Annotated in this window: 24 protein-coding genes and 1 pseudogene; 10 read left to right on the forward strand and 15 right to left on the reverse strand. The window is 69.7% G+C overall.

What is annotated here, in order from left to right; translation table 11 throughout:
• Window positions 1–520 precede the first annotated feature (520 nt).
• The 4 genes from ACIF83_RS06810 to ACIF83_RS06825 form a co-directional block, all read right to left on the reverse strand.
• A complete protein-coding gene (locus ACIF83_RS06810; protein ID WP_399724083.1) occupies window positions 521–1624 on the reverse strand; it encodes a hypothetical protein in 1104 nt (367 codons plus the stop codon).
• 572 nt (window positions 1625–2196) lie between these two features.
• Window positions 2197–3204 carry a YbhN family protein gene (locus ACIF83_RS06815; protein WP_399724086.1) on the reverse strand — a complete coding sequence of 336 codons (1008 nt, stop codon included), beginning with the start codon at window positions 3202–3204 and terminating at the stop codon, window positions 2197–2199.
• Between the two features lie 437 nt (window positions 3205–3641).
• Window positions 3642–4301: a histidine phosphatase family protein gene (locus tag ACIF83_RS06820; protein WP_393471255.1), complete on the reverse strand. Its 660-nt coding sequence runs from the start codon at window positions 4299–4301 to the stop codon at window positions 3642–3644.
• Window positions 4302–4633: 332 nt separating this feature from the next.
• Window positions 4634–5257: a TetR/AcrR family transcriptional regulator gene (locus ACIF83_RS06825; protein WP_393471252.1), complete on the reverse strand. Its 624-nt coding sequence runs from the start codon at window positions 5255–5257 to the stop codon at window positions 4634–4636.
• Window positions 5258–5352: 95 nt separating this feature from the next.
• Between ACIF83_RS06825 and ACIF83_RS06830 the strand changes: the two genes are divergently transcribed.
• Window positions 5353–6597, forward strand: a complete 1245-nt coding sequence (locus ACIF83_RS06830; protein ID WP_399724090.1) for an NADH:flavin oxidoreductase/NADH oxidase family protein — start codon at window positions 5353–5355, stop codon at window positions 6595–6597.
• Window positions 6598–6712: 115 nt separating this feature from the next.
• On the opposite strand, the gene ACIF83_RS06835 is transcribed toward ACIF83_RS06830, so the two are convergent.
• Entirely contained in the window at window positions 6713–7687 is a 975-nt protein-coding gene (locus tag ACIF83_RS06835; protein ID WP_399724093.1) for an alpha/beta hydrolase, read from the reverse strand.
• Window positions 7688–8162: 475 nt separating this feature from the next.
• Here ACIF83_RS06835 and ACIF83_RS06840 point away from each other — a divergent pair, with 475 nt between their 5' ends.
• Entirely contained in the window at window positions 8163–8873 is a 711-nt protein-coding gene (locus tag ACIF83_RS06840) for a type 1 glutamine amidotransferase domain-containing protein (protein ID WP_399724096.1), read from the forward strand.
• A gap of 174 nt (window positions 8874–9047) precedes the next feature.
• Here ACIF83_RS06840 and ACIF83_RS06845 read toward each other — a convergent pair.
• A pseudogene (locus ACIF83_RS06845) lies at window positions 9048–9416 on the reverse strand (NAD(P)-dependent oxidoreductase); the annotation flags it as partial.
• A 505-nt stretch (window positions 9417–9921) separates the two neighbouring features.
• Window positions 9922–10728, reverse strand: coding sequence for a sulfite exporter TauE/SafE family protein (locus ACIF83_RS06850; RefSeq protein ID WP_399724099.1), 807 nt, complete (start codon window positions 10726–10728; stop codon window positions 9922–9924).
• A 102-nt stretch (window positions 10729–10830) separates the two neighbouring features.
• On the opposite strand from ACIF83_RS06850, the gene ACIF83_RS06855 reads away from it, so the two are divergent.
• The 3 genes from ACIF83_RS06855 to ACIF83_RS06865 all read left to right on the forward strand — a co-directional run bounded on the left by ACIF83_RS06855 (window position 10831) and on the right by ACIF83_RS06865 (window position 13163).
• Window positions 10831–11619 carry an AraC family transcriptional regulator gene (locus ACIF83_RS06855; protein WP_399724102.1) on the forward strand — a complete coding sequence of 263 codons (789 nt, stop codon included), beginning with the start codon at window positions 10831–10833 and terminating at the stop codon, window positions 11617–11619.
• 357 nt (window positions 11620–11976) lie between these two features.
• Complete coding sequence (locus tag ACIF83_RS06860; RefSeq protein WP_398137985.1) at window positions 11977–12753, forward strand: class I SAM-dependent methyltransferase; 777 nt, start codon at window positions 11977–11979, stop codon at window positions 12751–12753.
• Window positions 12754–12884: 131 nt separating this feature from the next.
• Window positions 12885–13163, forward strand: a complete 279-nt coding sequence (locus tag ACIF83_RS06865) for a hypothetical protein (RefSeq protein ID WP_399724105.1) — start codon at window positions 12885–12887, stop codon at window positions 13161–13163.
• A gap of 49 nt (window positions 13164–13212) precedes the next feature.
• Here the strand turns inward: ACIF83_RS06865 and ACIF83_RS06870 are convergent, their stop codons facing one another.
• Window positions 13213–13386 carry a hypothetical protein gene (locus ACIF83_RS06870; protein WP_399724108.1) on the reverse strand — a complete coding sequence of 58 codons (174 nt, stop codon included), beginning with the start codon at window positions 13384–13386 and terminating at the stop codon, window positions 13213–13215.
• Window positions 13387–13425: 39 nt separating this feature from the next.
• Here ACIF83_RS06870 and ppk2 point away from each other — a divergent pair, with 39 nt between their 5' ends.
• Entirely contained in the window at window positions 13426–14229 is an 804-nt protein-coding gene (gene ppk2 / locus ACIF83_RS06875; RefSeq protein WP_393471228.1) for a polyphosphate kinase 2, read from the forward strand.
• Window positions 14230–14246: 17 nt separating this feature from the next.
• Here the strand turns inward: ppk2 and ACIF83_RS06880 are convergent, their stop codons facing one another.
• Genes ACIF83_RS06880 through ACIF83_RS06890 form a run of 3 tightly spaced genes read right to left on the reverse strand, consistent with a single transcriptional unit; the run spans window position 14247 to window position 17124 of the window.
• Window positions 14247–15152, reverse strand: a complete 906-nt coding sequence (locus ACIF83_RS06880) for a universal stress protein (RefSeq protein ID WP_393471225.1) — start codon at window positions 15150–15152, stop codon at window positions 14247–14249.
• 5 nt (window positions 15153–15157) lie between these two features.
• Window positions 15158–16180, reverse strand: a complete 1023-nt coding sequence (locus ACIF83_RS06885) for a zinc-dependent alcohol dehydrogenase (protein ID WP_398137982.1) — start codon at window positions 16178–16180, stop codon at window positions 15158–15160.
• Between the two features lie 38 nt (window positions 16181–16218).
• On the reverse strand, window positions 16219–17124 hold the full coding sequence (locus tag ACIF83_RS06890) for a universal stress protein (RefSeq protein WP_399724113.1): 906 nt from the start codon (window positions 17122–17124) through the stop codon (window positions 16219–16221).
• A 975-nt stretch (window positions 17125–18099) separates the two neighbouring features.
• On the opposite strand from ACIF83_RS06890, the gene ACIF83_RS06895 reads away from it, so the two are divergent.
• Window positions 18100–18303, forward strand: coding sequence for a cold-shock protein (locus ACIF83_RS06895; protein WP_055635265.1), 204 nt, complete (start codon window positions 18100–18102; stop codon window positions 18301–18303).
• A gap of 87 nt (window positions 18304–18390) precedes the next feature.
• A complete protein-coding gene (locus ACIF83_RS06900) occupies window positions 18391–20085 on the forward strand; it encodes a DEAD/DEAH box helicase (protein ID WP_399724117.1) in 1695 nt (564 codons plus the stop codon).
• A 135-nt stretch (window positions 20086–20220) separates the two neighbouring features.
• Here the strand turns inward: ACIF83_RS06900 and ACIF83_RS06905 are convergent, their stop codons facing one another.
• The gene (locus ACIF83_RS06905) at window positions 20221–21561 is read right to left on the reverse strand and encodes a phosphatase PAP2 family protein (protein WP_399724120.1); all 1341 of its coding nucleotides are present in this window, start codon (window positions 21559–21561) and stop codon (window positions 20221–20223) included.
• A 670-nt stretch (window positions 21562–22231) separates the two neighbouring features.
• Between ACIF83_RS06905 and ACIF83_RS06910 the strand changes: the two genes are divergently transcribed.
• Window positions 22232–22906, forward strand: a complete 675-nt coding sequence (locus ACIF83_RS06910; RefSeq protein WP_393471212.1) for a hypothetical protein — start codon at window positions 22232–22234, stop codon at window positions 22904–22906.
• Between the two features lie 231 nt (window positions 22907–23137).
• On the opposite strand, the gene ACIF83_RS06915 is transcribed toward ACIF83_RS06910, so the two are convergent.
• From ACIF83_RS06915 to ACIF83_RS06925, 3 genes are all read right to left on the reverse strand, one after another.
• Window positions 23138–24739: a M4 family metallopeptidase gene (locus ACIF83_RS06915; RefSeq protein ID WP_393471209.1), complete on the reverse strand. Its 1602-nt coding sequence runs from the start codon at window positions 24737–24739 to the stop codon at window positions 23138–23140.
• 180 nt (window positions 24740–24919) lie between these two features.
• A complete protein-coding gene (locus ACIF83_RS06920) occupies window positions 24920–25900 on the reverse strand; it encodes a LysR family transcriptional regulator (protein ID WP_393471206.1) in 981 nt (326 codons plus the stop codon).
• A 13-nt stretch (window positions 25901–25913) separates the two neighbouring features.
• Window positions 25914–26432 carry a hypothetical protein gene (locus ACIF83_RS06925; RefSeq protein WP_399724124.1) on the reverse strand — a complete coding sequence of 173 codons (519 nt, stop codon included), beginning with the start codon at window positions 26430–26432 and terminating at the stop codon, window positions 25914–25916.
• On the opposite strand from ACIF83_RS06925, the gene ACIF83_RS06930 reads away from it, so the two are divergent.
• Complete coding sequence (locus ACIF83_RS06930) at window positions 26431–26763, forward strand: hypothetical protein (RefSeq protein WP_399724127.1); 333 nt, start codon at window positions 26431–26433, stop codon at window positions 26761–26763. The genes ACIF83_RS06925 and ACIF83_RS06930 overlap by 2 nt on opposite strands.
• The last annotated feature ends 2 nt before the right edge of the window (window positions 26764–26765 follow it).

The following is a 26765-nucleotide window of genomic DNA, read 5'->3' on the forward strand; positions in this document are numbered from 1 at the left end:
GTGCTGCCGGGGGTACGAGACAGGCCTGGCGGTGTGCGCCGGGTCCGTGTCGCGCTGTGCGGCAACGAGGAACATGGTTAGCGGCGGCCAGAAACGGGCGCAAGAATGTGACGTACTATCCGACTTCGGAGAGTTGCCCGAAATTAACCCGTTAGGGGCTTTTGTGGGCTGCTCGGGACAGGGTGACTCTACGATCCGCGATAGGACGTGATCTGGCTCCTATGGGCGGCATCACGCCCCGGCCCCCGTCCAACCCGTCCCGAGCCGTTCCACACCGTCCACGTGGGCGGTCGGAGAGTGCCGGCCCGCCTTGCCTTGGCGGCTCAGGCCGAGGGCCGGGCGATCAAGACCCTCGAGGGTGTGTCCGGTGCCGACGGGTCGCATAGGAGCCGTACTCCACGCGCTGCGCCGCACGCTGTGTCAGCCGGACTCCCGCTGTACGGGTTCACACCCGAGCCGTGGCCGAGAGAGTACTGAGCACCGGTGAGATCCAGCCTTGTGCCGCCTTCCGGAAGCCTGTTCACTCGCGGAATGCGAGGTCGGCGTAGCGCAACAGCACGCCCACGCCCTCACGCAACCACCGTTCCCGCTCAGGTACCACGACCAGTTCGGCCTTCGTGCCGACAAGGGCGCGGGCCAGAGCCGCGTCGGCCCGTTCCTCTCGGACCTCCCTTATGCCGTAGAAGCTCAGCTCCTGTTCAGCGAGGGCTATTTGGCCGGGTTCGGGACCGACCCACAGGCGGAACGGCAACTTCGGGTGGTCGTTGAGGAAAAGGGCCTTGACTCGGCCGCGCTGCAGCGCCGACACGGCGGCGGCAAGGCCTTCCGCGGATGCTCCACCGCGTGCCCGCTCGGCGAGGAAGGCGTCCAGAAGTGCCCGGTCGTGCCCGGCCATGCGGCTTTCGAAGAGGCCGTCGAGCTGCTGCTCCAGCAGTGCCCGCCCCGGCTCGGACTCGCCGACGCCGTCGACGGTGGTGACCTGCCCGCGCAGGGAGGCCGGAAGCCGACGGACGAGGATCCCGCGGGCCCAGGCGTCCCCCGCGACGATCACCTTCTCGACATCGATACGCCGTGCGTGACCTTCCAGCTCCCGGCCGATCTCTCCGGCGGCGCGTGTCCAGTCGCCCACCGGGATCTCCTCGTCGAGGCGGTGGCCCGGAGTGACCTTGGTCATCGGCCACGTTCCCGCCTCGGCTTCGACGCGCACGGTGCCGATGGCGGCCGTCGAGTGACGGCCGCTGTAGTGCACGTACACCGCGAGGTACGGGACAGCGGGCGCGTGCTGGATGATCAGTGGCATGGTGTCCGGCAGGGTTCCGAAGTGTGCCGTGTCCCGGGCGGGCGGTGCAGGCAGCTCATCCAGGAGGGCCAATCGTCCCTGTGCGGTGAACACGGCCTGACCGTGGGTGCCAGGGACGTCCATGTCGCTGCCCACGGTGCCTGCCACCGCTGTGATGGCGTCCCGGTCCGCTCCCTCTGACGCAAGGACGTCCCGGAGATGCCGCCAGCGCAGCTCTATGGCGGCATCGGGGTCGTCGATGGCGGCGTCACGGGACGTGTCCAGATAGACGGACGCGAAGGGACCGGACTGCCTGTACAAAGGTTCGAGGAAGGAAAGTCTCATGGTCGCTCCCGAGTGCGCTGTCGGCGCCACGTGCCACCACGCCCGGGATGCCGCTGTGCGAAGACACGTGCGGTTCGCCAGCGGCAGCTCGTCCAACTCCAGGATGCGCCCGCCCGACGAGCCGCGCCCGTCCTGCGGCAAAAGCCCGGGCGGCATCCGACGCCCGCCTGGTCACGGGACCCACAGCCCAGGCGCTACGAAGACGGTCATGAGACAGAGATCTTCCCCGGTCCCGGATGCGTGATCGAGACCCGGCCGGCACACGAGCCTCGTTCGGGCAGCCGCATCGGGAGAGGCGGTGCGCGGGCCGGCGGGAGGCGGGGCCAGGCCCATACGGCCCGTGTGCGGGGCCGAGCTGCCGTCGCGCCGGGTGTCGGGAGGCACAGCCGCGGCCGCGGCGCCCGCGACGTGCGCCACCGCACCGGCCGCGCCGCGACCTCCGCGTCCCTGACGGTCTCCTCGGCACCGACGGCGCTCTGCGACAGGCCGGTACGCGGGTGATCGTGGACCCCGGCCTTCGGCGCTGAGCAACACAGTGTCCAAGGCTCGGCGGTGGCTGGTCCGGGTGGGGCTCATGTCCCCGTCCGCTCCGGGGGGTTGCGGCCCCCGTGCCCGTGCGTGCCACCGTCCGTACGCCCCTCCGTTCCGGTGCGGAAGGTCACTCCGAACCAGCATGCCCAGCCCAGCGGTTGCAGCGCCCAGTAGCTGACAGCCCGGTACAGGAGCGTCGCCGCGATCGCAGCGCCCGGACTCAGGCCATACAGGACGAGCAACGTGGCCAGACTCGCCTCGACCACGCCCAGGCCGCCGGGAGTCAGGCGCAGGCTGCCGGAAATCTGCGTGAGCGTGTACGCGAGCAGCAACCCCTGCCAGGGCACACCGGTGCCCAACGCCCACAGGCAGGCGGCCAGACACGCGGCGTCGAAAACCCAGTTCAACAGTGCGAGAGACAACGGCCACAACCACGGCCGGAATCCGGGCTGCAAGTCACGGGCCTGGTCAACCAGGCGGACCAACGCCCGCTGCGTCTTCTGTACACGCTCGGAGCGCAGCCCTGCCCTTGTCCACGTCCCTCGTACCGCACTGCGGAAGCTCGTGAAGCGGAACAGACCGAAGGCCACCACCCCACTCCCGAGCGCCAACGCCAGCACACCGACCACGGGGCGCACCACGGCGCTCGACCCGGTCGAGCCGACGGTGAACATGCCGATCACGAGCAGACCGAACAGGCTCACCGCCGACAGCGCACCGGCGAGGACCAGCACGGTGGCCGCGAGCACCTGCTCCACACCCCGTCGGCACAGCTGCCGGAAGACCCAGGCGGCCGAGAAGACCGCCCCGCCGGGCAGCGCGCCGGCCACGGCGTTGGCAGCCACCGTGATCGCAGTCACGCGCCGCAGGCGCCACCATACGCCGCCCGCCCGCAGCAACTGCCACGGCACAGCGGCGAAGCACGTGATCGACAGCGCCTCGCACACCACGGCGACGGCCATTTCGGGCAGGCGAACCCGGGAGATGAGGCGGGACGCCTCCACGAGCTCCTGCCACCGCGAGACAGCGACCACGATCGCGGCTGCCACGAGAAGCCCGGCACCCAGCCACCATCCCCGGCTCGGCCGGGTCAGCCCCGCCGCGCCCCACCCCTCTGGATGTGCCGTCTCGCGCTCCTTCCGACCGGGCATCAGCCATCACCGTCGAAAGGCCGGGAGAGTCCGCGAGGGCTCGAAGACGGGGACGGGCTCATCGGACCCGAGCGTTCGCACCGGACAGGGAAACACCGCGCACACTGGTCGCACCCGGAACCTGAAACGGTCCGCACTCAACACTTGCCTCCTGAACATGTCGCTGCCCTGCCGGCAGACCGTCACGGTCCGTTGAAAGCAGACCGTCGGCACCAGCGGAGGCAGGTCAATGTTTAGCTCCCCGGGCCTCTCGACCAAACGTGACCTCCCATCACGCGCGTCTTCCGGAGTGAAAAGAAGCTGGTCCAGGCCGAGGACACCGTCTGTGACAGGCGTCAGCGATAGGTGCGCAGGAGATGCCGGTCACCGGTGAAGTGGGCGTGGTCGTTGAAGGTGAGGAGGCTGGTGCCGGAGCCGCCCACGACGAGGGTGGTGATGGCGGCGTTGACCGTGACCCTGTTGAGGGCGACGACTCCGGCGGGCGGCAGGGACAGCAGGGCACCGCAGAGCGCGGCGAGGACGCCGCCCGAGGTGACGACGACCGCATCACGGCCCCGGCCGAGCGTGGTGGACAGCTCGGTCAGCGCGGCCGTGCTCCGGTTCTCGAAGGCGGTCCATCCGGCGGGGCCGGTCTCCTCCGTGTCCTCGATCCACGCCTCCAGCGCTCGGTCGAGCAGCCCCTGTACGGCACGGGAGTCCCCCTGGCCCGCCGGGGCCGGGTCGGTGTACCGGGCCAGAAGGGCGAGGTGGTCGTACTCGTTCCAGCGCGGGTCTTCGCGCACGGGCTCCTTGAATCCGGCCGCCTCCGCAAGGAGTTGGGCCGTGTCGCGTTGGCGGGTGAGGGTGCCGGTCAAGAGGTGTGGGTCGCGCAGGCCGCGGCGGGCGAGTTCCCGGCCGACGGCAGTGGCCTGTTCACGGCCGACGTCGGAGAGGGCGTCGTAGTCCTGCGCTCCGAAGGACGCCTGGCCGTGCCGGACCAGTGAGATGAGTGGCATACGGGTGTCCCCTCCTGTCAGCTGCCGGTGCGGCGGATCGTTGAACGGCAGCGATGATCGAGCTAGTTGATAGCGAGCCAGAGGCGGCGGAAGGCCGGGTTGCGGGTGGGCGAGGCGTCGACGGCGTCGAGAAGGTGCCGCACCTTGCCCGTGTCGCACCGGTCGCGCCGTGATCCGATAGGCCGGCTACTCGCCGATCGGGCCCAGCGCCGCTCAACTCATGGCTCCCGGCGGGGGGAACGTACACATGCTCCACCCGGTCGCGACCGAGAAACAGAAGCAACGGTTTCTCGCACCGCCGGCCGCAGGAGCCCCTGATGGCACGCGACCCGCTACGCCCTCGCCTGCTCGTGCGGTGCGACTGTCGTTCGTGACATCGCCGCAGGGGCGGTGAACAGCGCATGGACGGCGGAGCGGACCTGGTCGGCGACCACCTCGGGGGTGGAGGTGTCGAGCTTGCCGTCGAGGTGCAGGAAGGCCAAGCCGTGGACGAGGGCCCAGACCGTGGTCGCCAGCGCGTCCGGATCGGCGCCGGGGAAGGCGCCGCGGACGATGCCGCGTACGTATTCCGAGATGGCGGTGGTCGCCCTGACCCGTTCCTCGCTGTTCGGATCGCAGGGCTCGGCGAACATCACCCGGAACAGCGCCGGGCGCTCCAACGCGAAACGGACGTAGGCGACGGCGACCGCCGCGAGCTGGTCGGGAGTCGTGGGCGAGGGATGCGCCGCGGCCAGGTATTCGGCGAGTTCGCGGTAGCCCTGCGCGGCGACCGCGGAGACGAGCGCGTCGCGGTCCGCGTAGTGGCGGTAGGGAGCCGTCGCCGATACGCCGGCCCGCCGTGCCACCGCCCGCAGGGACAGCCCGGCGCTGCCGTCCTCCTCGAGCAGTTCCCGCGCGGCGCGCAGACAGGCGGCGCGCAGATCGCCGTGGTGATACGAGCTGCTCGCTTGCGGCATGGGTCACACTCCCTCATGTTTACGACGCTTACATCAGTGTCTTAATGTGAACGCTGCACACATCGTAAGCGATCGAGATCGAGAGGAAAACTCGGATGACCAGCGAGCTGTTCTCGCCACTGTCCCTGCGTTCCGGGCAGGTGTTGAACAACCGGATCGCGAAGGCGGCCATGGAGGAGAACATGGCCGGCGACGGCCAGCTCCCGGACAAGGAGCTGTTCGGGCTGTACCGCCGGTGGGCCGTCGGCGGCACCGGACTGCTGATCACGGGCAACGTCATGGTCCACGCCGAGGCGCTGACCGGCCCCGCCGGCGTGGTGCTCGACGAGGCGGCACCGCTGGAGCCGTTCATCGCGTGGGCCAAGGCCGGCAAGGCCGGCGGCGGGGCGATCTGGATGCAGATCAACCACCCCGGCCGCCAGATCGGGTCCGACATGCCCGGCGTCGTGTGGGGCCCGTCCGCGGTCGCCGTCGATCTGGGCAAGCACAGCAGCCGCTTCGGACGCCCCGTCGCCATGACGCCCGAGCAGATCCAGGCCACCGTGACCCGGTACGCGGTCACCGCCCAGCGCGCCGAGCAGGCGGGCTTCGACGGTGTGGAGGTCCACGCCGCGCACGGCTACCTGCTGTCGCAGTTCCTGTCCCCCCTGGTCAACAAGCGCACCGACCAGTGGGGCGGATCGCTGGAGAACCGCGCCCGGATGCTGCTGGACGTCGTCCGCGCCGTGCGCTCCGCTGTCTCCCCGTCCTTCGCCGTCGCGGTGAAACTCAACTCCGCCGACTTCCAGCGCGGCGGCTTCGACGCCGACGACGCACGCCAGGTGATCGAGATGCTCGCACCGCTCGGCGTCGACCTGGTCGAACTGTCCGGCGGCAGCTACGAGAGCCCGGCGATGTCGGGCCGCCCGGCCGGCGCGCGCACCCAGGCCCGCGAGGCGTACTTCCTCGACCTGGCGAAGGACCTGGTCAAGACCAGCCCGCTGCCGCTGATGCTCACCGGCGGCATCGCCCGGCGCCACACCGCGGAGCGGGTCCTCGACAGCGGCGTGGCGATCATCGGGATGGGCACCGCCCTGGCCGTCACCCCGGACCTGCCCGACCGCTGGCGCCAGGGCCGTGAGGCCGACGAGCAGCTGCGGCCGGTCACCTGGTCCGACAAGGCCCTCGCCTCGGCCGCCGGCATGGCACAGGTCCGCCACCAGTTGCGTCGCATCGCCCGCGGAAGCCGCCCCACGCCCAACACCCACCCTGCATTCGCCCTCATCTCCGAGCAGCGAAAGCAGCGACGGGCACTGCGCCGCTACCGGGCGTGGCTGTCCGCAGCACAGGGCGCCGCGTAAGCACCGTCAACACTCTCACGGAGGGGCGACGCAGGCCGGACCCGCCCACGCCACGAGGGCGTCGACGGACCCGGCCCGCGAGTCCCTGTGCAGGGGGAGCTGATGTGCGGCTGCCTCAGCCGCCGTGCAGCGCCGCCCTCAGGAAGTCGATGGCGATCTTGCGGGCGATGTTGGCGGCCCGCGTGTCGCGCAGACTGTCCAGGAGGAGGAAGTCGTGCACCATGCCGGCCACGCGGACCGAGGTGACGTCGACACCGGCCTCGCGCATCTTGTTGGCGTACTGCTCGCCCTCGTCGCGCAGCACGTCGGCCTCGTCGGTGATGACCAGGGTGGTGGGCAGCCCCCGGAGTTCCTCCAGGGACGCCTGGAGCGGAGAGGCGTGCACCTCTGCGCGCTCGGCGTCGTCGGTGGTGTAGGCGTCCCAGAACCACTTCATGCCGTCGCGGGTGAGGTAGTAGCCCTCGGCGAACTGCAGGTAGGAGGGGGTGTCGAAGTCGGCATTGGTCACCGGGTAGAGGAGGCACTGGGCCTTGAGGTCGATCCCGCCGCGCTCCTTGTTCATCAGCGCAAACACCGCAGACATGCAGCCGCCGACCGATTCGCCGGTGACGGCGACGCGTGAGGTGTCCAGGCCGTGCTCCGCACCGTGCTTCATGACCCACTGACCCACGGCATAGTTCTGCTCCACCTGGGTGGGGTACTTCGCTTCCGGCGCGCGGTCGTAGACGGGAAAGACACCCGAGGCGTTCGCGCCGACGGTCAGTTCACGGAAGAGGCGGTCATGGGTCTTGTCGTCTCCGAAGACCCAGCCCGCGCCGTGGATGTAGAACACCACCGGCAGCGGCCCGGTCGCCCCCTTGGGCCGGACGATGCGGGTACGGACCGTTCCCCACTCGCCGGCGCCCACCTCGACCCACTCCTCGTCGACGTCCGGACGGGGCACACTGGGGTCGCTCTGCAGACCGAGCAGGATGTCACGCCCCTTCTCCGGGGGGACCTCGTAGATCCGGGGGTGCAGGTCGGTCGCCTCGGCCAGCTCCTTCGCGGCGGGTTCGAGGTACGGGGTGATCGGCGGTGGAAGATCGGTCACGCTCACTCACTCCACGTCTCGGGCACACGAGTGCCCAGTCGTGCGGCCTGACGGACCGGCCGCTGCTGGTGACGGTCACCCCCCGGACGAAACCCCCCGATCCATCGTTGGTGCACCCACCGCAGCGCGCAACCGGCGCATACGGGCGCCCCATCGGACTTCCGATCAGCCCCTCCTGCCGGACGAAGCTCACACAGGAAGGGGGCGCGCCGGACAGGGCCGCGTGGGCGTGCCCGGCTCGCACCCTCTCCAAGTCCGGATGACTCCCCCCTCGGCGACGGGCGACGCACACCCCGGCACCGGAAGGAATGTTGACACTGTCTGCATTGCCTCATAGGCTCATGTGAGCAACGTACACATCGCTCGGCGGTCGGCCTTCACAGCGGGTCACCGAGCCGATCACCGCCCCCGTGACGTCGTGTCCCGCCGACCCAGGGCGCCAGATCCGTCACCACCACAGCAGGAAGAGGCTCAGATGACCGCGGTCCTTTTCGTCGTGTCCGCAGCCGATCACTGGACGCTGAACGATGGAACAAAGCACCCCTCAGGGTTCTGGGGTGAGGAACTGGCCATGCCGCACAAGATCTTCAGTGAGGCAGGGTGGGACATCACGATCGCCACCCCGGGCGGGAAGGCCCCGACACTGGACCGGCTCAGCATGTCCCGCACCGCCGGCCTCCCTTCCAAGCTGCGCGAGGTCGCCAGGTACCTGGACTCCATCCAGAGCCGGCTGAACAGCCCCGATGCACTGGAGAACATCGACCCGGCCCAGTTCGACGTGGTGTTCTACCCCGGTGGACACGGCCCGATGGAGGATCTGGCGTACGACCCGGTCTCGGGCGCACTGCTCACCCGGGTACTCCACTCCGGCAAGCCGTTGGCACTCCTGTGCCACGCGCCGGCCGCCACACTGGCGGCCAAGAACGAGGACGGGACTTGGCCGTTCGCCGGGTACCGGATGACCGGCCTCTCCAACACCGAGGAAAAGCTCAACAGTTTCGGCCGTAAGGCTCCCTGGTTCCTGGAGGACCGCCTCCGCGAGGGCGGTGCGGACTACCTCAAGGCACGCCTGCCCCTGCTCCCGTTCTTGGTGGTCGACCGCAATCTGTACACCGGCCAGAACCCCACTTCCTCCGAGCGACTCGCCAAGCGGCTGGTGGCCGATCTGGCTGATACAGCGCGCTAGTCCGGAAGGAGCCGGGGGCTCGACCACGCGGTCGTCTCCGTCGCTGAAGCCGCGAGGGCGGGTGCGCTGAGCGGGCGCGACAAATCCACACCCGTGGTCACAGGGTCCGGGGCGAACTGTCGATCGCTCCCTCGACCTGATCGGCAGGTACCGGCGGAAAGAGTCCTCCGCAGATCACTTGGTGACGGAGTAGGAGTGCGCGCCGGTTCCGGTCAAAGCTCCGCCGTCGACGATCGGGTACTCCTCCCGGATCGGGCGACCCTCGAACCAGGACTCCAGGATCTCGCAGGTGCCGGCCGCGTAGCGGGCCTGGGCGGAAAGGGTGGAGCCGGAGATGCGCGGGGTCATGCCGTGGTGCGGCATGGTGCGCCAGGGGTGGTCGGCGGGGGCGGGCTGCGGGTACCGGACGTCACCGGCGTACCCGGCGAGGCGTCCGCTGCGCAGGGCGCGGGCCACCGCGTAACGGTCGACGATCCTCGCGCGTGCCGTGTTGATCAGGTAGGCGCCGCGTTTCATCGTCGCCAGCAGCTCGTCGCCGAAGAGGCCCTCGGCCCGGACCGCACGATCCGCTTGTGCCAGTGCCGGGTCGTCCCGAACAGCTCGTTCGCCAGGTCCCGGACCCGGTCGCTGACCGCCCGCTCCCCTTCACCCGGCGCCACAGCCTCGTGTCGCCGGGCGGTTCTTCGCCACCCGCCCCGTCGTCGCCAGGGCACTCAGCCGCTGGGGCGACGTGCTGCTGCCACTGGTCCTGATCGCTCTGGGCCTGCTCATCCTGGTCGAGGGCGGCGCCTTCGGCTTGTAGCGTCGGTGAGGTCCTGCCATGTGAACGACGCAATGCGCGGCAGAGTCAGGTCGATTCCGGGGGCGGGCAGGGACGTGTGGGCCGCGTGGGCCAGTTCGCGTGCCCGCGCCCGGGGCGGGTGGTGAGGTGGCCGCAGCGCACGATCGGCCGGTCACTGGCGGCCCGATGCGCGGCCGTCGGAGGTCTGCACGGCGATCCTCAAAGGCAACTCGGGCTATGCGGAAAGGAGTTCAACCACCCATCGCCTCAGATTCCCATGGTCACCATCACGATCAGGACGACCAGGAGCAGGACCACATAGGCGGCGGAGTGGACACGGTCCGGAACGCGGCCGGTGACGCGCCTCATCGCGGCGATGGTGGGCAGCGATCCGACGAGCAGGGCAGCGCCCGCGGGAACATGGACGTAACCGAACTGTCCCACGCCGGAAGCCGCGGTGGGGGCGAGGGCGTAGACGAGGGTTCCGGCCACGGCGACGGGGACGCTCAGCGGGTTGGCCATGGCGGTCGCCTCGGCCATGAGCAAGCCCCTACGCCGCAGCAGTGGCACCGTCATGACGCTGCCGCCCACTCCCAGCGCGGCGGCCACCAGGCCGATGCCCATGCCGCCGAGCGTGGTGGTGCCCCGGTCCAGGGACTTGGCAGGTATCTGATGGGCCACGGAGAGGAAGCCCTTCCGCAGCAGACTGTCGGTGATCGCCACCAGCAGGTAGGCGGTGAACAGCAGGCGCAGTGCCGTACCGCCGACCAAGGTGGCCGCGAAGGATCCGGCGCAGGCACCGATCGCGATGAACCCCGCCAGGGGCCAGAGGTATGCGCTGCGCAGCCGGCCCTGACGCCACTGGGCCGACGTCGCCACCACGGCGTTCACGACCATGACCGCCGCCGAGGTCGCCACCGCGACATGCATGGCGTCCGCTCCTGGACGAGCCGTGGCGGTCAGTACGCCGTAGATGACGGGGACCGTGATCAAGCCGCCGCCGAAGCCGAAGAGCACGGTCGTGACGCCGGTCAGGCATCCGAAGAACAGGAGGGAGAAGAACGAGGTCAGCACCGGCACAACGCTATGGATCACGAAGGTTGGCGGGCAATCGATGAATTGCCACCTTCCTACGCGCAGCAGACACGGGGCCGCTGCCCCGCGTAACCTCGCGGCATGCACAACATCCCGGTCGCGAACGTGGACGACCTCGACTGTGCCGTGCTGGCCATCGGCACCGACTACCCCCATGACCACCTACTCGTCTGGCACGAGCACCGCCGCGCCCAGGTCCTTTACGCGGCCACCGGCGTCATGCAGGTCGAGACGGTGGACGGCAGCTGGACGATTCCCACCGCCCGCGCGGTCCTCATCCCGCCCCTGACCCGACACCAGGTCACGATGAGCGGGGTCAGCACCCGCAGCCTCTACATCGAACCCGCCACCGTTCCGTGGTTTCCCGTCCGCTGCCAGGCCGTCGACGTCTCCACCCTGCTCCGGGCGCTGATCCTGGAAGCCGTCGAGATGGAGCCGCACCACCACGAACACAGCCGCGAGGCGGCGGTCGCTGCCCTCATCCTCCACGAGCTCAAGAACCTCGCCCCGCTGCCGCTCGACGTGCCCCTGCCGCCCGAACCCCAACTGCGCCGCCTGTGCGAGGCGTTTCTGCAGAAGCCGGACATCCATGACCCGCCCGCACGGTGGTGCACCGCCCTCAACATCAGCGAACGCACCCTCGCCCGCCTCTTCCAGCGCGGCACGGGCCTGAGCTTCTCGCAGTGGCGGCAGCGCGCCTGCGTCCTTCACTCCTTGCAGCACCTGACCGCAGGCATGCCCATCACGCGTATCGCGGCCATGCTGGGCTACGACAACCCCGCCGCCTACACGGCCGCGTTCAAGAAGCTCCTCGGCCGACCGCCGACGGCGTACAGAAGCCCCGGCACGACCGGCGGCCGGGAGCCTTGATCAGCGGACTCGCGCTGCAGGGGCCGCGCAGGGGCGCGCCATGACGACGGCAGGGCCCCGGCTCCGAGATCCGCCCCTTACGGCTCGACAACCTGCGGTACGCATTGTTACTACCTCCAACATCTCCTCCTCACACGCAATGCCCTTCGTGTCATCAGCTAAGCATTTGCCAGGAGATTGTCGAATATCGGCCGCAGATGCAGGATGAGGGAAAGTAGATGCCCTGCGGAGGAGGCGGCCCAGTGGAAGACGGAGATCACGGCAGTACTGTCCGCAGGTGGCTGCGGGGCATCGAAGTGTTCGCGGACCACTTCCGGAGTGTGCCCACACCCTGCTCACGAGGCGAGGTAAGACCCCATGACCATACGCACCCACGACGGCAGTGCCGGCGACGTCGACTACGGCGCCATCGGCTCCGGATACTCCTCCTACCGTCGGCCGGACGACCGGATCGCCCGGTTCATCGCCGAGGCCCTGGGCGACGCCGGGAAGGTCCTCAACGTCGGCGCCGGCGCCGGCTCGTACGAGAACGCTGCGCGTCTGGTGACGGCCGTCGAGCCCTCGGAGTCGATGCGGGCCCAGCGGCCGACGCAGCTCTCTCCCGCGGTCGATGCCGTGGCCGAGGATCTGCCCTTCGCCGACGGCGCGTTCGACGCGGCGATGACGCTGTTCAGCGTGCACCAGTGGTCGGACTTCAAAGCCGGGCTGCGCGAGATGCGGCGCGTGACCCACGGGCCTGTGGTCATCCTGACCTGCGATCCCGACCTGGTCCGGGATTTCTGGCTGTACCGGTACGCACCCGAGGTGCTGGACACCGAGGCCCGCCGCTATCCGCCCGTCGAGGAGCTGACCGCGGCTCTGGGCGGCACCAGCACCGTCCGGACCGTACCCATCCCCCTGGACTGCACCGACGGGTTCAACGAGGCGTACTACGGCCGCCCCGAGCTGCTGCTCGACCCGGCCGCCCGCCAGGCGTGTTCGGCGTGGAGCTTTGTCGACGACCACGCCCGTGAGCGCTTCGACCGAACCCTGCGCCACGACCTGGAAACCGGGGCCTGGGACGAAGAATTCGGCCGCCTGCGCGATCAGCCGGCGTACGAAGGTTCGCTCGTGATCGTGCGCGCAACCCCGTAGGCAGAGCAAGGGGAAGAAGGGGAACCCAGCACCGCCTGAGCGACCTCTTCCTGTCCCCCCCCCCCCCCCCCGGGCGCTCGTCCCCGAGTGTCCACCCGGCCGCGTTGCACGTGTCGGTGGCCGAACAGGGCGTGGAACTCTACTCGTTCACCGTGCGGGGTACGGAGGTCCAGCGCTCCGGCGCGATACCCGAGGCCCTCGACCCCGCACGGTTGCTCCTCCCGGAAGTGCCCCAACTGGACGCCGAACGCCAGTTGTTGGCGGCGCTGCACACCGAACTCGGGCTCTCGCTCCCCCTCTTCGCGCTGACCCAAGGCAGCCTCCGCACCATCACCACACGATCCTGGACCCGTGCGCCACGCGCGGGCGAGGGGTTCGTCCACGTCGGCTTCGTGCGGCACCGGCGCTGATCCGAAGCCGGGCAGGCAGGTGAAGCCCTCTCACCCCTGGCGAACCGCGTCACCGGCACGCTGGAGCAGTGGCCGCGGCGGAAGGCCGGCTGAGCAGCACGCGCGGGAATGTCGCGTGCAGCCCGGAGGGGATCGAGCAGGCCCGTACGGACTGGATGAGCGGGTCGATGGCCGCGCGCAGACAGGTGCGACCGAAGCCGTTCATGCCGACACGTACGGTCATGGTGTTGAACTCCTCTGCGCTCAGGGGTAGGCAGGCGGCATGGCCGGTAAGAAGGCGGCGAAGCTGCCGCGCGAGGTGTACGAGAAGGAACTGCTGCGCCTGCAGACGGAGCTGGTCAAGCTCCAGGAGTGGGTGCGGACGGAGGGCGCCCGCCTGGTCGTGGTCTTCGAGGGGCGGGACGCGGCGGGCAAGGGCAGCACCATCAAACGGGTCACCGAGTACCTCAACCCCCGGGTGGCACGGATCGCGGCTCTGCCCAAGCCCACCGAGCGCGAGCGCACCCAGTGGTACTTCCAGCGGTACGTCGAGTACCTTCCCGCAGGCGGGGAGATCGTGCTGTTCGACCGCAGCTGGTACAACCGGGCCGGGGTCGAGCACGTGATGGGTTTCTGCACCAAGGAGGAGCACCAGCTCTTCCTGCGCCAGTGCCCGATCTTCGAGCGGATGCTGGTGGAGGACGGGATCCTGCTGCGCAAGTACTGGTTCTCGGTGAGCGACACCGAGCAGCAGGAGCGTTTCCGGCGTCGGCTGGACGATCCTCTGCGGCGCTGGAAGCTGTCGTCGATGGACCTGGATTCGATCACCCGCTGGGAGGCGTACTCGCGGGCCAAGGACGAGATGCTGGTGCACACCGACATCCGTGAGGCGCCGTGGTACGTCGTGGAGAGCGACGACAAGCGGCGGGCGCGGCTGAACATGATCGCCCATCTGCTGAGCTCCCTGCCGTACCACGAGGTGCCGCCTCCGGTGCTGGAGCTCCCGGACCGGCCGCCGTCCACCGGCTACGAGCGACCGCCGCGCGACCTGCAGACCTACGTCCCCGACCACGCGGCGAGCCTCTGAGTGGCCGGTCGCCTCGCTCACCCCCGCTGGGGTACGACGGCGACCGGGCAGGCGGAGTGATGCAACACCGTGTGGGCGACGGGACCGAGCTGGAGGCCGAAGCGGCCCTCGCGTCGCCGGGCCCCGACGACGAGCAGGTCGGCGTCGGCCGAGGCGTCGAGCAGTACCCGGCGGGCCTGGCCCTCGACGGTACGCCGGTGCACCTCGACGTCGGCCGGGATGTCCCGCAGGGCGGCTTCCAGCTCCTCCGTGGCCTGTTCCTCGTGCGGCCGTGCGGGTACCCCCTCCCGGAGCGCAGCCGAGAGCTTGGGGAAGCGTCCTCCGGCCGGCAGGGTGTGATCGGTCGTTTCGTACGCGGGACTGCGCCAGGCTCGCACGGCCTCCAGCGGCACGCCTCGGAGTCGCGCCTCCTCGACGGCGAAGCGCACCGCCGCCGCGTCCGCCGTCTCGCCGACGCCCAGGACGATGCGGCGTGCCCCGGCGCGGACCTGGTTGACGTGGCTGCCGCGCAGCACGATCACCGGGCAGTGCGCGTGTCCGGCCACCGTCACACTGACGGAGCCGAGAAGGGCCTCGGCCAAGCTGCTTCGGCCCCGCGAGCCCAGGACCATCGCCGCGGCGGTGCGGCCTTCCCGCAGCAGGGCGTACTCGGGTTCCTCGGGCAGTACGTCGGTGGTGACCTTCACGTCGGGCCGGCGGCTGAGCGCACGACGGGCTGCGGTCGCCACGATGTCCTCGGCCATCACCTGCTCGGCAGGCTTGCCGAGATCCTTCGCGAGCGAAGTGCCTTCGTACCGCTCCCACAGTGAGGCGTACACCAGCCGGAGCGGCAGCCCGCGCAGGGCGGCCTCGTCGGCCGCCCAGTCGACGGCACGCAGACTCGGCTCGGAGCCGTCGACACCGACGACCAGGGGGAGTTCCATCGTTCTCACCGTCCCGCGCCGAGGTCGAACACGATGCGTGCCTTGATCTCGCCGCGCAGCACCGCGTCGATGGACTCGTTGACGGAGGCGAGCGGGCGGGTCTCGTAGATGACCTTCGTGCGGCCGGCCGCGTGGAGCCGGAAGACCTCGGCGAGGTCCTGCCGCGTGCCCACGATCGAGCCGATCACCGCGGTACCGTTCAGAACGGTGTCGAAGATCGGGACCTGGATCGTGCCGTGGGCGGGCAGGGCCACCATGACGAGCTTGCCGCCGCGCCGCAGGCCGGAGTTGACGGCCTCGAACGCAGCCGGATTCACCGCCAGGGCGATCGCCGCGTGGGCGCCGCCGTGCTTCTTCAGCTCCGCCCCGACGTCCTGCTTGCGGGCGTCGATGACGAGGTCGGCGCCGAGTTCGGCGGCGAGTTCCAGCTTGTCGTCGGTGACGTCGATGGCCGCGACGGTGGCACCGGCGATCTTCGCGTACTGCACGGCCAGGTGGCCGAGGCCGCCGATGCCGGAGATCGCGACGAGCTGTGCGGGCCTGACGTCGGCGACCTTGAGCGCCTTGTACGTCGTCACGCCGGCGCAGGTCAGCGGAGCGGCGTCGAACGGCGTGACACCCTCGGGCACCGGCTGGGCGAAGTCGGCCCAGGCCAGCATCTTCTCGGCGTACCCGCCGTCGCAGCCGTAGCCGGTGTTGATCTGCTGCTCGCACAGCGTCTCCCAGCCGGACAGGCAGTGCTCGCACCGCCCACAGGCCTTCCCGAGCCAGGGCACGGCGACCCGCTGCCCGACGCTCAGGTGAGTGACGCCGTCGCCGACGGCCTCGACCAGGCCGACGCCCTCGTGGCCGGGCACGAACGGCGGGTTCGGCCTGACCGGCCAGTCGCCGTGCGCGGCGTGGATGTCGGTGTGGCACAGCCCGGAGGCCTCGACGCGGATGCGGACCTGGCCGGGTCCGGGATCGGGGTCAGGGCGCTCCTCGATCACCAGGGGCTCGCCGAAGGCTCGGACGACTGCTGCCTTCATGGTCTCTGCTCTCCTCTGCAAGGGTGCTCAGTGATGTGTCAGTCGTGAGCGACGACGGCCACGGGGGCGGTGGCGTGGTGCAGGACGGCGTGGGTGACGGTGCCGATGTGGGCACCGAGGGAGGAGCGGCGGATACGTCGGCCGACGACGACCAGCGAGGCCTCGCGGGAGGCGTCGATCAGGAGGAGCGAGGGGCTGCCGCAGCGGGACTCCGTGACGACCACGACGTTCGGGTACTTCTCCCGCCAGGGCTTCAGTGCCTCGTTCAGAGCGGCGGCGTCACTCTTCGCCACCATCTCGGTGACCTCGGGGCCGGGGGACATGCCGTAGGCGTTGTAGTAGTACGGCGGGTTCCAGCCGTGCAGCACCCGCAGCGGCACGCCGTGGCGCACGGCTGCCTCGAAGGCGAACTCGATCGGCGCCGCGTCCGGGGCGCCCGCGTCCAGTCCGAGCAGGACGGGGCGGAACGGTGTGGCTGGTGAAGGGATGCCTGCCGGGTCCGCTTCGTCCTTGTCCGCCGCCTGCTCGGCGCGGACCAGGACGACGGGCCGCTCGGTGTGTGCCAGGACCGCGAGTCCGACCGAGCCGACGAGAAAGCCGCCGATCGTGCCCGGGCCGCGCGAACCGAGAACGAGCATGTCGGCGTCCTTCGCCGCGTCGACCAGGGCCTCGGCGGGCCTTCCGGTGAGCTGCTCGGTGGTCACCTCGACAGCGGGGTGGCGCATCCGCAGTTCCTCCGCGGACTCCCGGGGGATCCTCTCGGTCCAGTGCTGGTGCGTCTCGGCGCCCAGGTGCGGGGCCTGAGCCATGGGTTCCGGTACCGGTTCCCAGACCTGGACGAGCTTCAGGGGCATTCCGCGCAGCTGCGCCTCGCGGGCCGCCCACTCCGCGGCGGCACGGCTCTCGGGCGAGCCGTCGAGACCTACGGTGATGGTGCGGGGCATTCTCCACCTCCTGAATCGGGGGACCGAAGGGGCCCGATTCGAGCGTCGTTTTCAGGGGTCGTGCGAGGGAGCGACTGCTGGTCCTTCAGCGGGGACCAGTGCGGCCGCTTACCTCACGTTGCAGTCGCTGAACGTCACTCTCGTCGGGTGCGCAGGTTCGCGCCGGATGCCGAAGGTCTTCGGCCGTTGGGCTGAACGTCCCTTCCTGCGAGACACGTTGGGTGGTGGAGGGCAACTCGGAGATCAGCGCGAGGTGCCTGCCGGTGAGCCACCGCTGCTCATTGCCGACACGCCCGGCCCTCTTCAACTCGGCGGCAGGGTCGAGGAGCCGGTGGATCTCTCCGGCGGTGGAGTCGAGTTCGCCGAGGCAGGAGCGGGCGGTCGCGACGGTCCCGGTGCCGTAGGTCTCGCCGGCCCAACTCGACTGCCCGGTGGGGCCGCTGGGAACGCGTCAGGGGCCGTTCGGCCCACGGCGTGGTCCTGTCGGCCCCTCGGCGGCAGCACGCCCGTCTCGACAATGGAAGGCAGGAGCTGCAGCCGGTCCATCGAGATGCCGTATCAACCGGTTGGCGGTACCGCGTCCTTACGGCTCGCGCGAAGTGGGGCATGTCTCCCGAAGGCCCCCAGGAGCCGTGAGGACATCCGCGCGGGTTTCGTGTCGGGGGGGGCACGGTCCTCGCGATACGGCCGTCGCCCTCACCGACCAGTCGGGCGGCGGCCGTACACGGCTGCCGGTTCTCCACCCTCTTCCGAGATCTACGGCCGCCTGCCCGAAGTCCTCGATGACACGTCCGGCAGGGCCCTCTCCGGGCACCCCGGTGATGCGCTACGGGCCGCCGAGATGTGCTAAGGTTTTCGCATTGCAGTTGTGGTACCCATGAACCTATGCGCGCCTGACGGATAATGTTCTCCTCAGGCGCTTATTTGTTTTCCGGCGTCTCCGGATGGGGCCTCTGCCTACTGAAGGAGAAGGTCATGGCACAGGGAACCGTGAAGTGGTTCAACTCTGAAAAGGGTTTCGGCTTCATCGCCCAGGACGGCGGCGGTCCGGACGTCTTCGCCCACTACTCGAACATCGCGTCCCAGGGCTTCCGTGAGCTCCAGGAGGGCCAGCGGGTCTCCTTCGACGTCACGCAGGGCCAGAAGGGCCCGCAGGCGGAGAACATCGTCCCCGCCTGATCGCCGGACGCGTATCCGCTCACCGGGGTCCGCACCGTCATGGTGCGGACCTCGGTTTGTGCTGTTTCCAGGAAGGCAGATAACCGCATGTCCCGCAGGTCCCAGAAGCCGAACCGGCGCGCCTCGTCGCCCCGACCGTCCGCGTCGTCGCCGAACGAATTCCGGCTGCCGGAAAGCACGACACCCGCGCTTCCCGCCGTCGAGGAGTTCGCCGGTATGGACATGCCCGCGGGGCTGCTCAAGACCCTCACCACGCAGGGCGTGACCGCGCCTTTCCCCATCCAGGCCGCCACGCTGCCCAACTCGCTGGCCGGCCGTGACCTGCTGGGACGCGGACGCACCGGCTCCGGCAAGACCCTCGCGTTCGGGCTGGCGCTCCTGGCCCGCACGGCCGGACTGCGTGCGGAGCCCAAGGCACCCCTCGCCCTCGTGCTGGTACCCACCCGTGAACTCGCCCAGCAGGTGGCGGACGCGCTGACCCCCTACGCGACGGCGGTCAACCTCCGGCTGGCCACCGTGGTCGGCGGGCTGTCCATCACCAAGCAGGCCGGTGCCCTCCGGCGCGGTGCCGAGGTACTCGTGGCGACGCCCGGCAGGCTCAACGACCTCGTGGAACGCGGGGACTGCGTGCTCGACCACGTACGCATCACGGTGCTGGACGAAGCCGACCAGATGACCGACATGGGCTTCCTGCCGCAGATCACCAAACTGATCCAGCAAGTGCGGCCCGATGGCCAGCGCATGCTGTTCTCGGCCACCCTGGACCGCAACATCGACCGCCTGGTCCAACGGTTCCTGACCGACCCCGTGGTGCATTCCGTGGACCCGTCCGCGGGAGCGGTGACCACCATGGAGCACCACGTGCTCCACGTCCAGGACGAGACCGACAAGAAGGCCGTCACCACACGTATCGCGGCCCGTGACGGCCGGGTCATCCTCTTCCTCGACACCAAGAGGTCCGCCGACCGGCTCGCCAAGCGGCTCCTGGCCGTCGGTGTCCGCGCGGCGGCACTGCACGGAGGCCGCTCCCAGCCGCAGCGCAACCGCACCCTGGAACAGTTCAAGAACGGCCAGGTCACCGCCCTGGTGGCGACGAACGTCGCGGCCCGAGGCATACACGTCGACGACCTCGACCTCGTCGTGAACGTCGATCCCCCCACCGACCACAAGGACTACCTCCACCGGGGCGGCCGCACGGCCCGCGCCGGCGGTTCCGGAAGCGTGGTCACGCTGGTCCTGCCCGACCAGAAGCGGGACGTCACCCGGCTCATGTCGGACGCGGGCATCCGCCCCCGGACGGCCCGCATCACGTCGAGCGACGTGGCACTGGCCACCATCACCGGCGCCCGTGAGCCGTCCGGTGTGGCCGTCACCATCGAGGTCCCCCAGCCGGCGACACCGACGGCGTCCCGCCCGGACCGCAAGACCGACACCGAGCCCGGCAGGCGATCCGGCCGCCGGCGCCGAAACGGCGGCGGGGCCACGGCGCCGACAGGAGCTGCCACCGGGACGGGGGGCCGTAGCTCCGACCGCCGGGCGGGATCGGGCGGTGCTGTCAGCGCGGGCGGCCGCGGCTCCGACCGCCGGTCCGCGGCCGGTGCGGCGACCGGCGCCGCCTCCGGCAAGTCCGTCCGCGGATCCGGCCGACGTGCGGCGGCCGGCGGAGCCACGGGGGGCGCGGGCGGGACCGGAGGCCGCAGCTCCGACCGCCGAGGCGGCCGCCGCACCTCTGCCACCCGTGCCGCATCAGGCAACGCCGGCTCTGGTGACGACTTTTCGTAGGCGTTCGTCGTGGGTGCGCTTGTTCCGCCACAGGATGCAGCGGCGGAACAAGCTGCCCTGCTTCATGCGGCCGGCGTGGCCGGCGTGGTCGGTGCCGTCGAGGACGAGGCTGCCCACGACCTGAGGCCGCATGATTCAGACCAGTTCGGGTTGTGGGTCCGGTTGTAGCGCTGGTGCGGCCTTCGGTTCCCACAGTTTGGTGGTTCGTACGTAGCCGTAGATCACTGAGCTCATCGCAAGAATGAGAAGTGGTCCGAACAGGTACGGATGCACGGCCATTTCCGTCGGCAGGTAGCGATATGACATCAGGAGCGCAGCGAAGACCGTTGTACCGTACGCGACCAGCTGGAATCCCGACCGGTCCCAGCCGTGGTCGAGCGCGCGCAGAGCTGTCTCGATCGTGAGCGTGAACACCACGCCGGCGATGAGGTCCGCGCCGTAGTGGTAGCCGAAGCCCAGCGTCGCGGTGAGCGTGGCAATCAGCCAGAACGCGCCTGCGAATCGCAGGATGCGCGGACCCTTGCGGGAATGAATGAAGATCGCGGTGGCCCACGCCGTGTGCAGGCTGGGCATGCAGTTGCGAGGGGTGATCGAGTCGTACGGCACCGGGTGTGGGCTGCTGATCGGCGGTGGCGTGTCCGGCCACAGGTTGGCCACCGCCCATTGCACGCCGCCGGTGCCGGAAGCGCCCGGACCGTAGGCGAAGACCGGTCCGACCACCGGAAAGAGCATGTAGATGCCGGGACCGAGGAGGCCGATCACCAGAAAGGTGCGCAGCAGATGATGACGCGGGAAACGGCGCTCGGCCGCGACGTTGCGCAGCTGGTAGAGCGCGACGACGACCGCGGCCACCGCAAGCTGGGCGTAGACCCATTCGAGTAGATGGGTACCGATCGGGTCGGTGGCCCTGACCATCCGGCCCACCAGCCACGACGGGTTGCCCAGCGCGTGATCGGCGGTTGCCACGTACGGGTCGAGCACCAGGGGGCGGGTCTTCGCCGTGATGAGCAGCCAGGTGTCGCCGGTCTTGCGGGCGGCCACCAGCAACAGGCCAAGCCCGACACCCTTCAGCAGCAGGACACGTTCCCGGCCGGTGCGGCGCGTGACAGCGATGAACGCGCAGCCCAACATCACCCACAACGCGCCGCTGCCAAAGGAAAGGCCGTCGGTCGTCCTGGCGCCGACCGCCCACCGGACCAGTACGAAGACGACGTCGATGCCGATCGCGACACCTGCCGCGATGAACCGTTGCCGCCAGGTGAGCACCACCATCATCAAAGCCATACCGGCGTACAGCGGCCCCGCCTTGGGGGCGATTATCACCCCTTTCACCTGGTTGGTGATCGGTCCCGGCAGGCCGTAGCGACGTGCGGCGATCTCCAGCGTGATGAGGAGTCCGAGAGCCGCCACACCCGCCGTGGCCCACAGCATCGCCCGCGGTTGACGCCATGCGGCGAACATGGTTCTGCCGTTCATTCGCGAGAGCACCCGCGAGACTTTAGGTATCAATTGTTCGGCCGATTGTTAGATGTTGGTCATAGAGGTCGAGAGCCGATCATGCCATCGGAGCGGTGCCGGTGGCTGCGCCGGTCTCGGACGGGACGAAGGTCAGCCGAAACGGTGCCCTCGGTGCCCGGCGGGCATCATCAGCCGGCCAGGACCTGAGGCTGCCCGAGGGCTGCGTCCGGGGCCGGCGGGGGCCACACGCCGGTGGCACGGAACCTGCTGTCGGTCCGGGCGGCAGCGCTGCGTCGAGATACGGCCAAGAACGCCGAACTGCTGGTGCTGCGCCACGGGCACGTGAGGTACCGGCAAGCGGCCGGCGCCACGGCCTGACATCTGGCATCTTTCGGACTCGCCACAACCATCCGCAGCAAGCGCCTCGCCCACCCCACCACAGCGAGTAACTCCAGCCGCTCTGTCCGCGGTCGTCGGCCGGGGGCAGTGGCACGCCATCGCGGAGGCAAAGCCGGTTCCACCGATCATTTACAGGCAGAAGGTCGCCCACGGCTGGGATTTCATCAACTGGTGGTGTAAATAAGTCAGTTGTTGCGTCCCCTAGATCGCAACAGGCGGTGATCGCGGTGACTTCAGTCGCTCTTCCTGCGATCGCCGACCCCCCTCATGCACAGCGAAAGGCACATGTATGGCGAACAACCGCAGGATGCGCTACGGCGGACGCGTGCTGGCGCTCTCGGCGGCTGCCCTGGGCATGGTCGCGGCGATGGCCGCCCCGGCCTCGGCCGATGACCAGCCCACCCGGGCACAGCTCATAGCGGACTGCGACTCGGGGGCAGGGAAGTGCACCTTCAACGAGCCGCAGTTGGGCGAGGCGTACCTCGGAGACTTCCACCGGGTCTCCGACTCGCTCTACAACTGCAGCACCTCGTCTGCCACCCAGTCGATGACCTGGTCCGACACGGTCGGTTCCACGGATTCGGCGGGCGTGTCCGTGACCGTCGGCGGCAAGATCGCGGACATCATCGACCTCAGCGTGACGGCGACCTACAGCCACACCTGGTCGAGCACGCACTCGGAGACCAGCTCCGTCAACATGACGGTGAAGCCCGGTGAAGTCGGCTGGATCTCCCGTGCACAGGTGATGCAGACCGTCTCCGGCACATGGCAGACCCACTACGACGACCGGAAGTGGGGCCACTACTTCTGGTTCGTCCCCGACGTCGTCACCGGGCCTGCCCCGAACGGAACGGACGGCCAGAGCAACGCGGTGGTCGTCAAGTCCCGGAAGATGACCGCGAAGGAGAAGCAGTCCTGCTCCAGCCGCTCGGGTAAGGCCAAGACGTTCGTCGTCCAAGGCTGATCCGCCGATCGCGCGGGTGGCTGTCTCGCGGTCCCGGTACCCGCGAGGCGGCCGAGGCGGCTCAGCAGGGCGGTCGGTGCCTGCTGTGCCGCCGAAGCCGCAGGGTCGGGTGCGTTGAGCCGGCAGTTTTCGAAGCGGGCCCGGCCCGGACGACCGTGCATGCCGGGCAGCATGCATCAGGTGCTTCGTCGTCCGGGCCGGCTCCCGCGGATCAGGTGGTGCGTCGGTGCGTCAGTTGACGTTGACCGCGCTCCAGGCGGCGGCCACGGTGGCGTACTCGGAACTGGTGGCCCCGTAGAGGTCCTTCGCCGCGTTCAGAGTCGCGGTGCGGGCGCCCTTGTAGTCCGTGGTGGAGGTCATGTAGACGGTCAGCGCCCGGTACCAGATGGCGGAGGCCTTCTTGTTGCCGATGCCCGTGACCGTGGAGCCGTTGCAGGTGGGGCTGTTGTAGGAGACGCCGTTGATGGTCTTGGCGCCGCTGCCCTCGCTCGCGAGGTAGAACCAGTGGTTGCCGACGCCCGAGGAGTAGTGCACGTCGAGCCGGCCGACGGACTTCGACCAGCAGTCGGCGGACCCGCCGTCCAGGGACGGCTTGTCGAAGCGGCGCAGCCACGGCGGGGTGGACTGGTCGCTGAAGAGGTAGTCGGGGGTGTCGACCGGGTTGTTGGCGTACCACTCGACCATGGTGCCGAGGATGTCGCTGGTGGCCTCGTTCAGGCCGCCGGACTCACCGCTGTAGCGCAGGTTGGCGGTGGCCGAGGTGACGCCGTGGGTCATCTCGTGGCCCATGGTGTCGAGGTCGACCTGCTCGGGGTCGGTGGTGCCGTTGCCGTCTCCGGTCATCATGCAGAAGCAGGCGTCCGACCACTGGGCGTTGTCCCAGTTGGTGCCGACGTGGACGAAGACGGTGGCGCCGCGGCCGTCGTTCTTGATGCCGTTGCGACCGAAGGTCGCCTTGTAGTAGTCGAACGTCTTCGCGGTGTTGACGTGCGCGTCGACGGCGGCGGTGGCGCGGTCGGAGGAGAACTTCTTGCCGTCGCCCCAGACGTTGTCGGCGTCGGTGAACAGGGTGCCGGAGGTGCTCTTCACGGACGAGGACGAGATGTTGTGCGCGTCCTTGGTGACGTGGCCGCGCACCGGGTCGATCAGGGCGAAGGTGCCGTCGGCCTGCTGGGTGGTGTCGATGCCGACGTCGCCGGTGTACTCGGAGTGGCCGGTGCCGGTCGCCTCGCGCTCGGCGTCGTAGTTCTCGATCGCCGCGCCGGTGGTGGCGTCGGTGACGAAGACCTCGCCGTGCGGCTGGCCCTTGTCGCCCACGCCCTGCACGGTGGTGCGCCAGGCCAGACGGGGGGTGCCGTCGGCGGCCCACACGATCAGCTCGGGGGTGGTCTTGGCATTGCGCACCAACCCGTGCGAGCGCTTCAGGGCGCCGGCCGCGGTGCCCCTGGCGTCGACGGCGGGGGTGAGGGACTTGAGCGCCACCTTGTGGGCCTTGGCGCGGGTGTATCCCTTGAGCGAGCCGTCGGCCTTCTGGTGGACGACGAAGTCGCCGCCGACGACGGGGAGGCCGTGGTAGGTCCGCTCGAAGCGGACGTGCTGCGTGCCGTCGGCGTCGATCACGACGTCCTTGACGTGGAGTCTTTGGCCCGCGCCGAAGCCGAAGGTGCCGGCGTGCCGGGTCACGTTCGCCTTGGCCTGGGCTATCGCCGTGTCACGGACGGAAATTCCGCCCCGCACCGCGTTGGTCTGCGAGTGCGCGGGTACAGCCATCGCACCCGTGGTGATGACGCCGGCTGCGACCATCGCGGAAAGGGCAAGAAGAGGACGGGGCATGACGGGGTGATTCCTTCGCTCGTCGTGGGGTGACGACGCCTTCGGACGTTCGCTCGTCGTGGGGTGACGACGTCCTTGGACGTTGACGCGAAGTGTTCACCAAATGACATGTTCCTGACGTGACTCCATCTGAGATATAGCAGCGGTGCTATAGGACACGGGAAACCGCGACCCGTCCGGTCACGCACCCTCGCCGAGGGCGAACTCCTCTCCCCCGTCCTGCCACCAGGCCAGGTACTGCGGCCGCTGTCGCACCAGCGACAGATAGGCGGCCAGAACACGCTCGCCGGCCGCGTCGGCCAGCTCGGGCGGAACCGATTCCGTGTTCCAGGCCAGCAGCAGCCGCCGGTGGAACGGGACGTCCACGAGCGGCCGTTGCACGGTGCCCTGGGCGGGGACGTCAGCGGTCGGCCACACCCCGCAGACGGCACGTCGGCCGGCGACCAGGATCTGCGCCACGGACAGATCCGGCGTCACATGGGCGATGCGCGGAGTGAATCCCGCTGACCGACAAGTGAGATGAAGGTACGCGTGCACACCGCTCTCGTCGGCCTCCGGCATGACCCACTCCTCGCCCGCCAGCTCATGGAGACTCACCTTCTCCTGACGCGCCAGCGGGTGGTCCTCGGCCAGCAGGACGAAGACCGGCTCGCGCAGCAGTGTGCGCGTCGCCACCGACTCGCCGACCGGCAAGGGGAAGCCCGGGAACTCGCCGAACACCGCGATGTCGCACTTCGACTGGCCCAGCGACTTCACCAGGGTGTGCACGGAACGGCGGGCATCTATGGTGAGCCGGCGTTCCGGGACGAGTTCGAAGAGGGCGGAGACCAGCAGGGACACCAGGGGGCCGGCGGTTCCGCCCGCCCTCAGCGGTGCGGCGGCCTTCCTGTCCGCCTCGGCCGCCGATCGCGCGTACTCGCGCAGCCGGTCGAAGCCGACGACGAGGTCACGGGCGCAGCGAAGGACGTACTGTCCGTTCTCGGTCGGCTTCACCCCGTCGGCGCTGCGGATGAAGAGCGGGCCGCCCAGCTCGTGTTCGATCCGTTTCAGCTGCGCGCTCGTGGCCGGCTGGGAGAGCTGCAGCCGTGCGGCGGCCCTGCGGATGCTGCCGGCCTCGGCGACAGTGAGCAGGATACGGAGGTGCCGGAACTCGAGATGCATGAACATTCCCCGCTCAGCGCGGGGACCCCTGCACCCCCGTGACCAGCAGAACCAGCTGCCCGACGGCATGGTGACCAAGAGTCCGACGGACCGGCGGGGGCGGCAACCATGGGTTGGTAAAACATCCGTGCGAACGCTGCGACGTCATGACGATCGCCCCTCGGCCACCACTCGCGAGGCGCGCCCTCGTTTCCCGCCCGGGTGCCCTCGAACGGCGGACCTGGCGGTGATGCTGCGCCGCATCGTGGAGTCGGCGGTCATCCAGGTCGACGCGCAGCACGGGGCGCTCGGCGTGCTGGGGGGAGGAACGATCAAGCAGTTCCTCACCGTCGGGATCGACGAGGAGGCCATCGCCCGCATCGGACGCCACCCGCGCGGCGAGGGCATCCTGGGCCTGCGGGGCGCGGAGTTCGACACCGACGACGAGGCGGTGCTGCGCACCCTTGCCGCGGCTGCCGGCGTGGCGATCGACGACGCCGGCGACCACCGAACGGGCCACCGAAGCACTCGGCTTCGCCCCGGCGCTGCGCATGACCGGGCTGCTGGACCCGGCCGTGTCCGCCGAACAGGCCGAGCAGCTGATGTCCGTGCTCGGCGAGGCGCTGTCCGACGCCGCCCGGAACGCGCATGCCCCCTCTGTCGACGGGAGCGTCGAGTCCACCGACACCGCCCTGAGGCTGCGCGTGGCGGACAGCGGCCGTGGAATCGATCCGGCGGTCACTCGACGAGCGGCCTGGCCGACCTCCGCAGGCGCGCGTTGGAGGTGGTGCGTTCGGCCTGTCCTCGGACCGACCGAGCGGCGCGGTCGTCGACTGGGTCGTCCCGCTCAGTCCAACACGCTGATGTCTGCCGCTGATGACTGAGG

The organism is Streptomyces sp. NPDC085866, from assembly GCF_044541035.1.
Classification (GTDB): Bacteria; Actinomycetota; Actinomycetes; order Streptomycetales; family Streptomycetaceae; genus Streptomyces.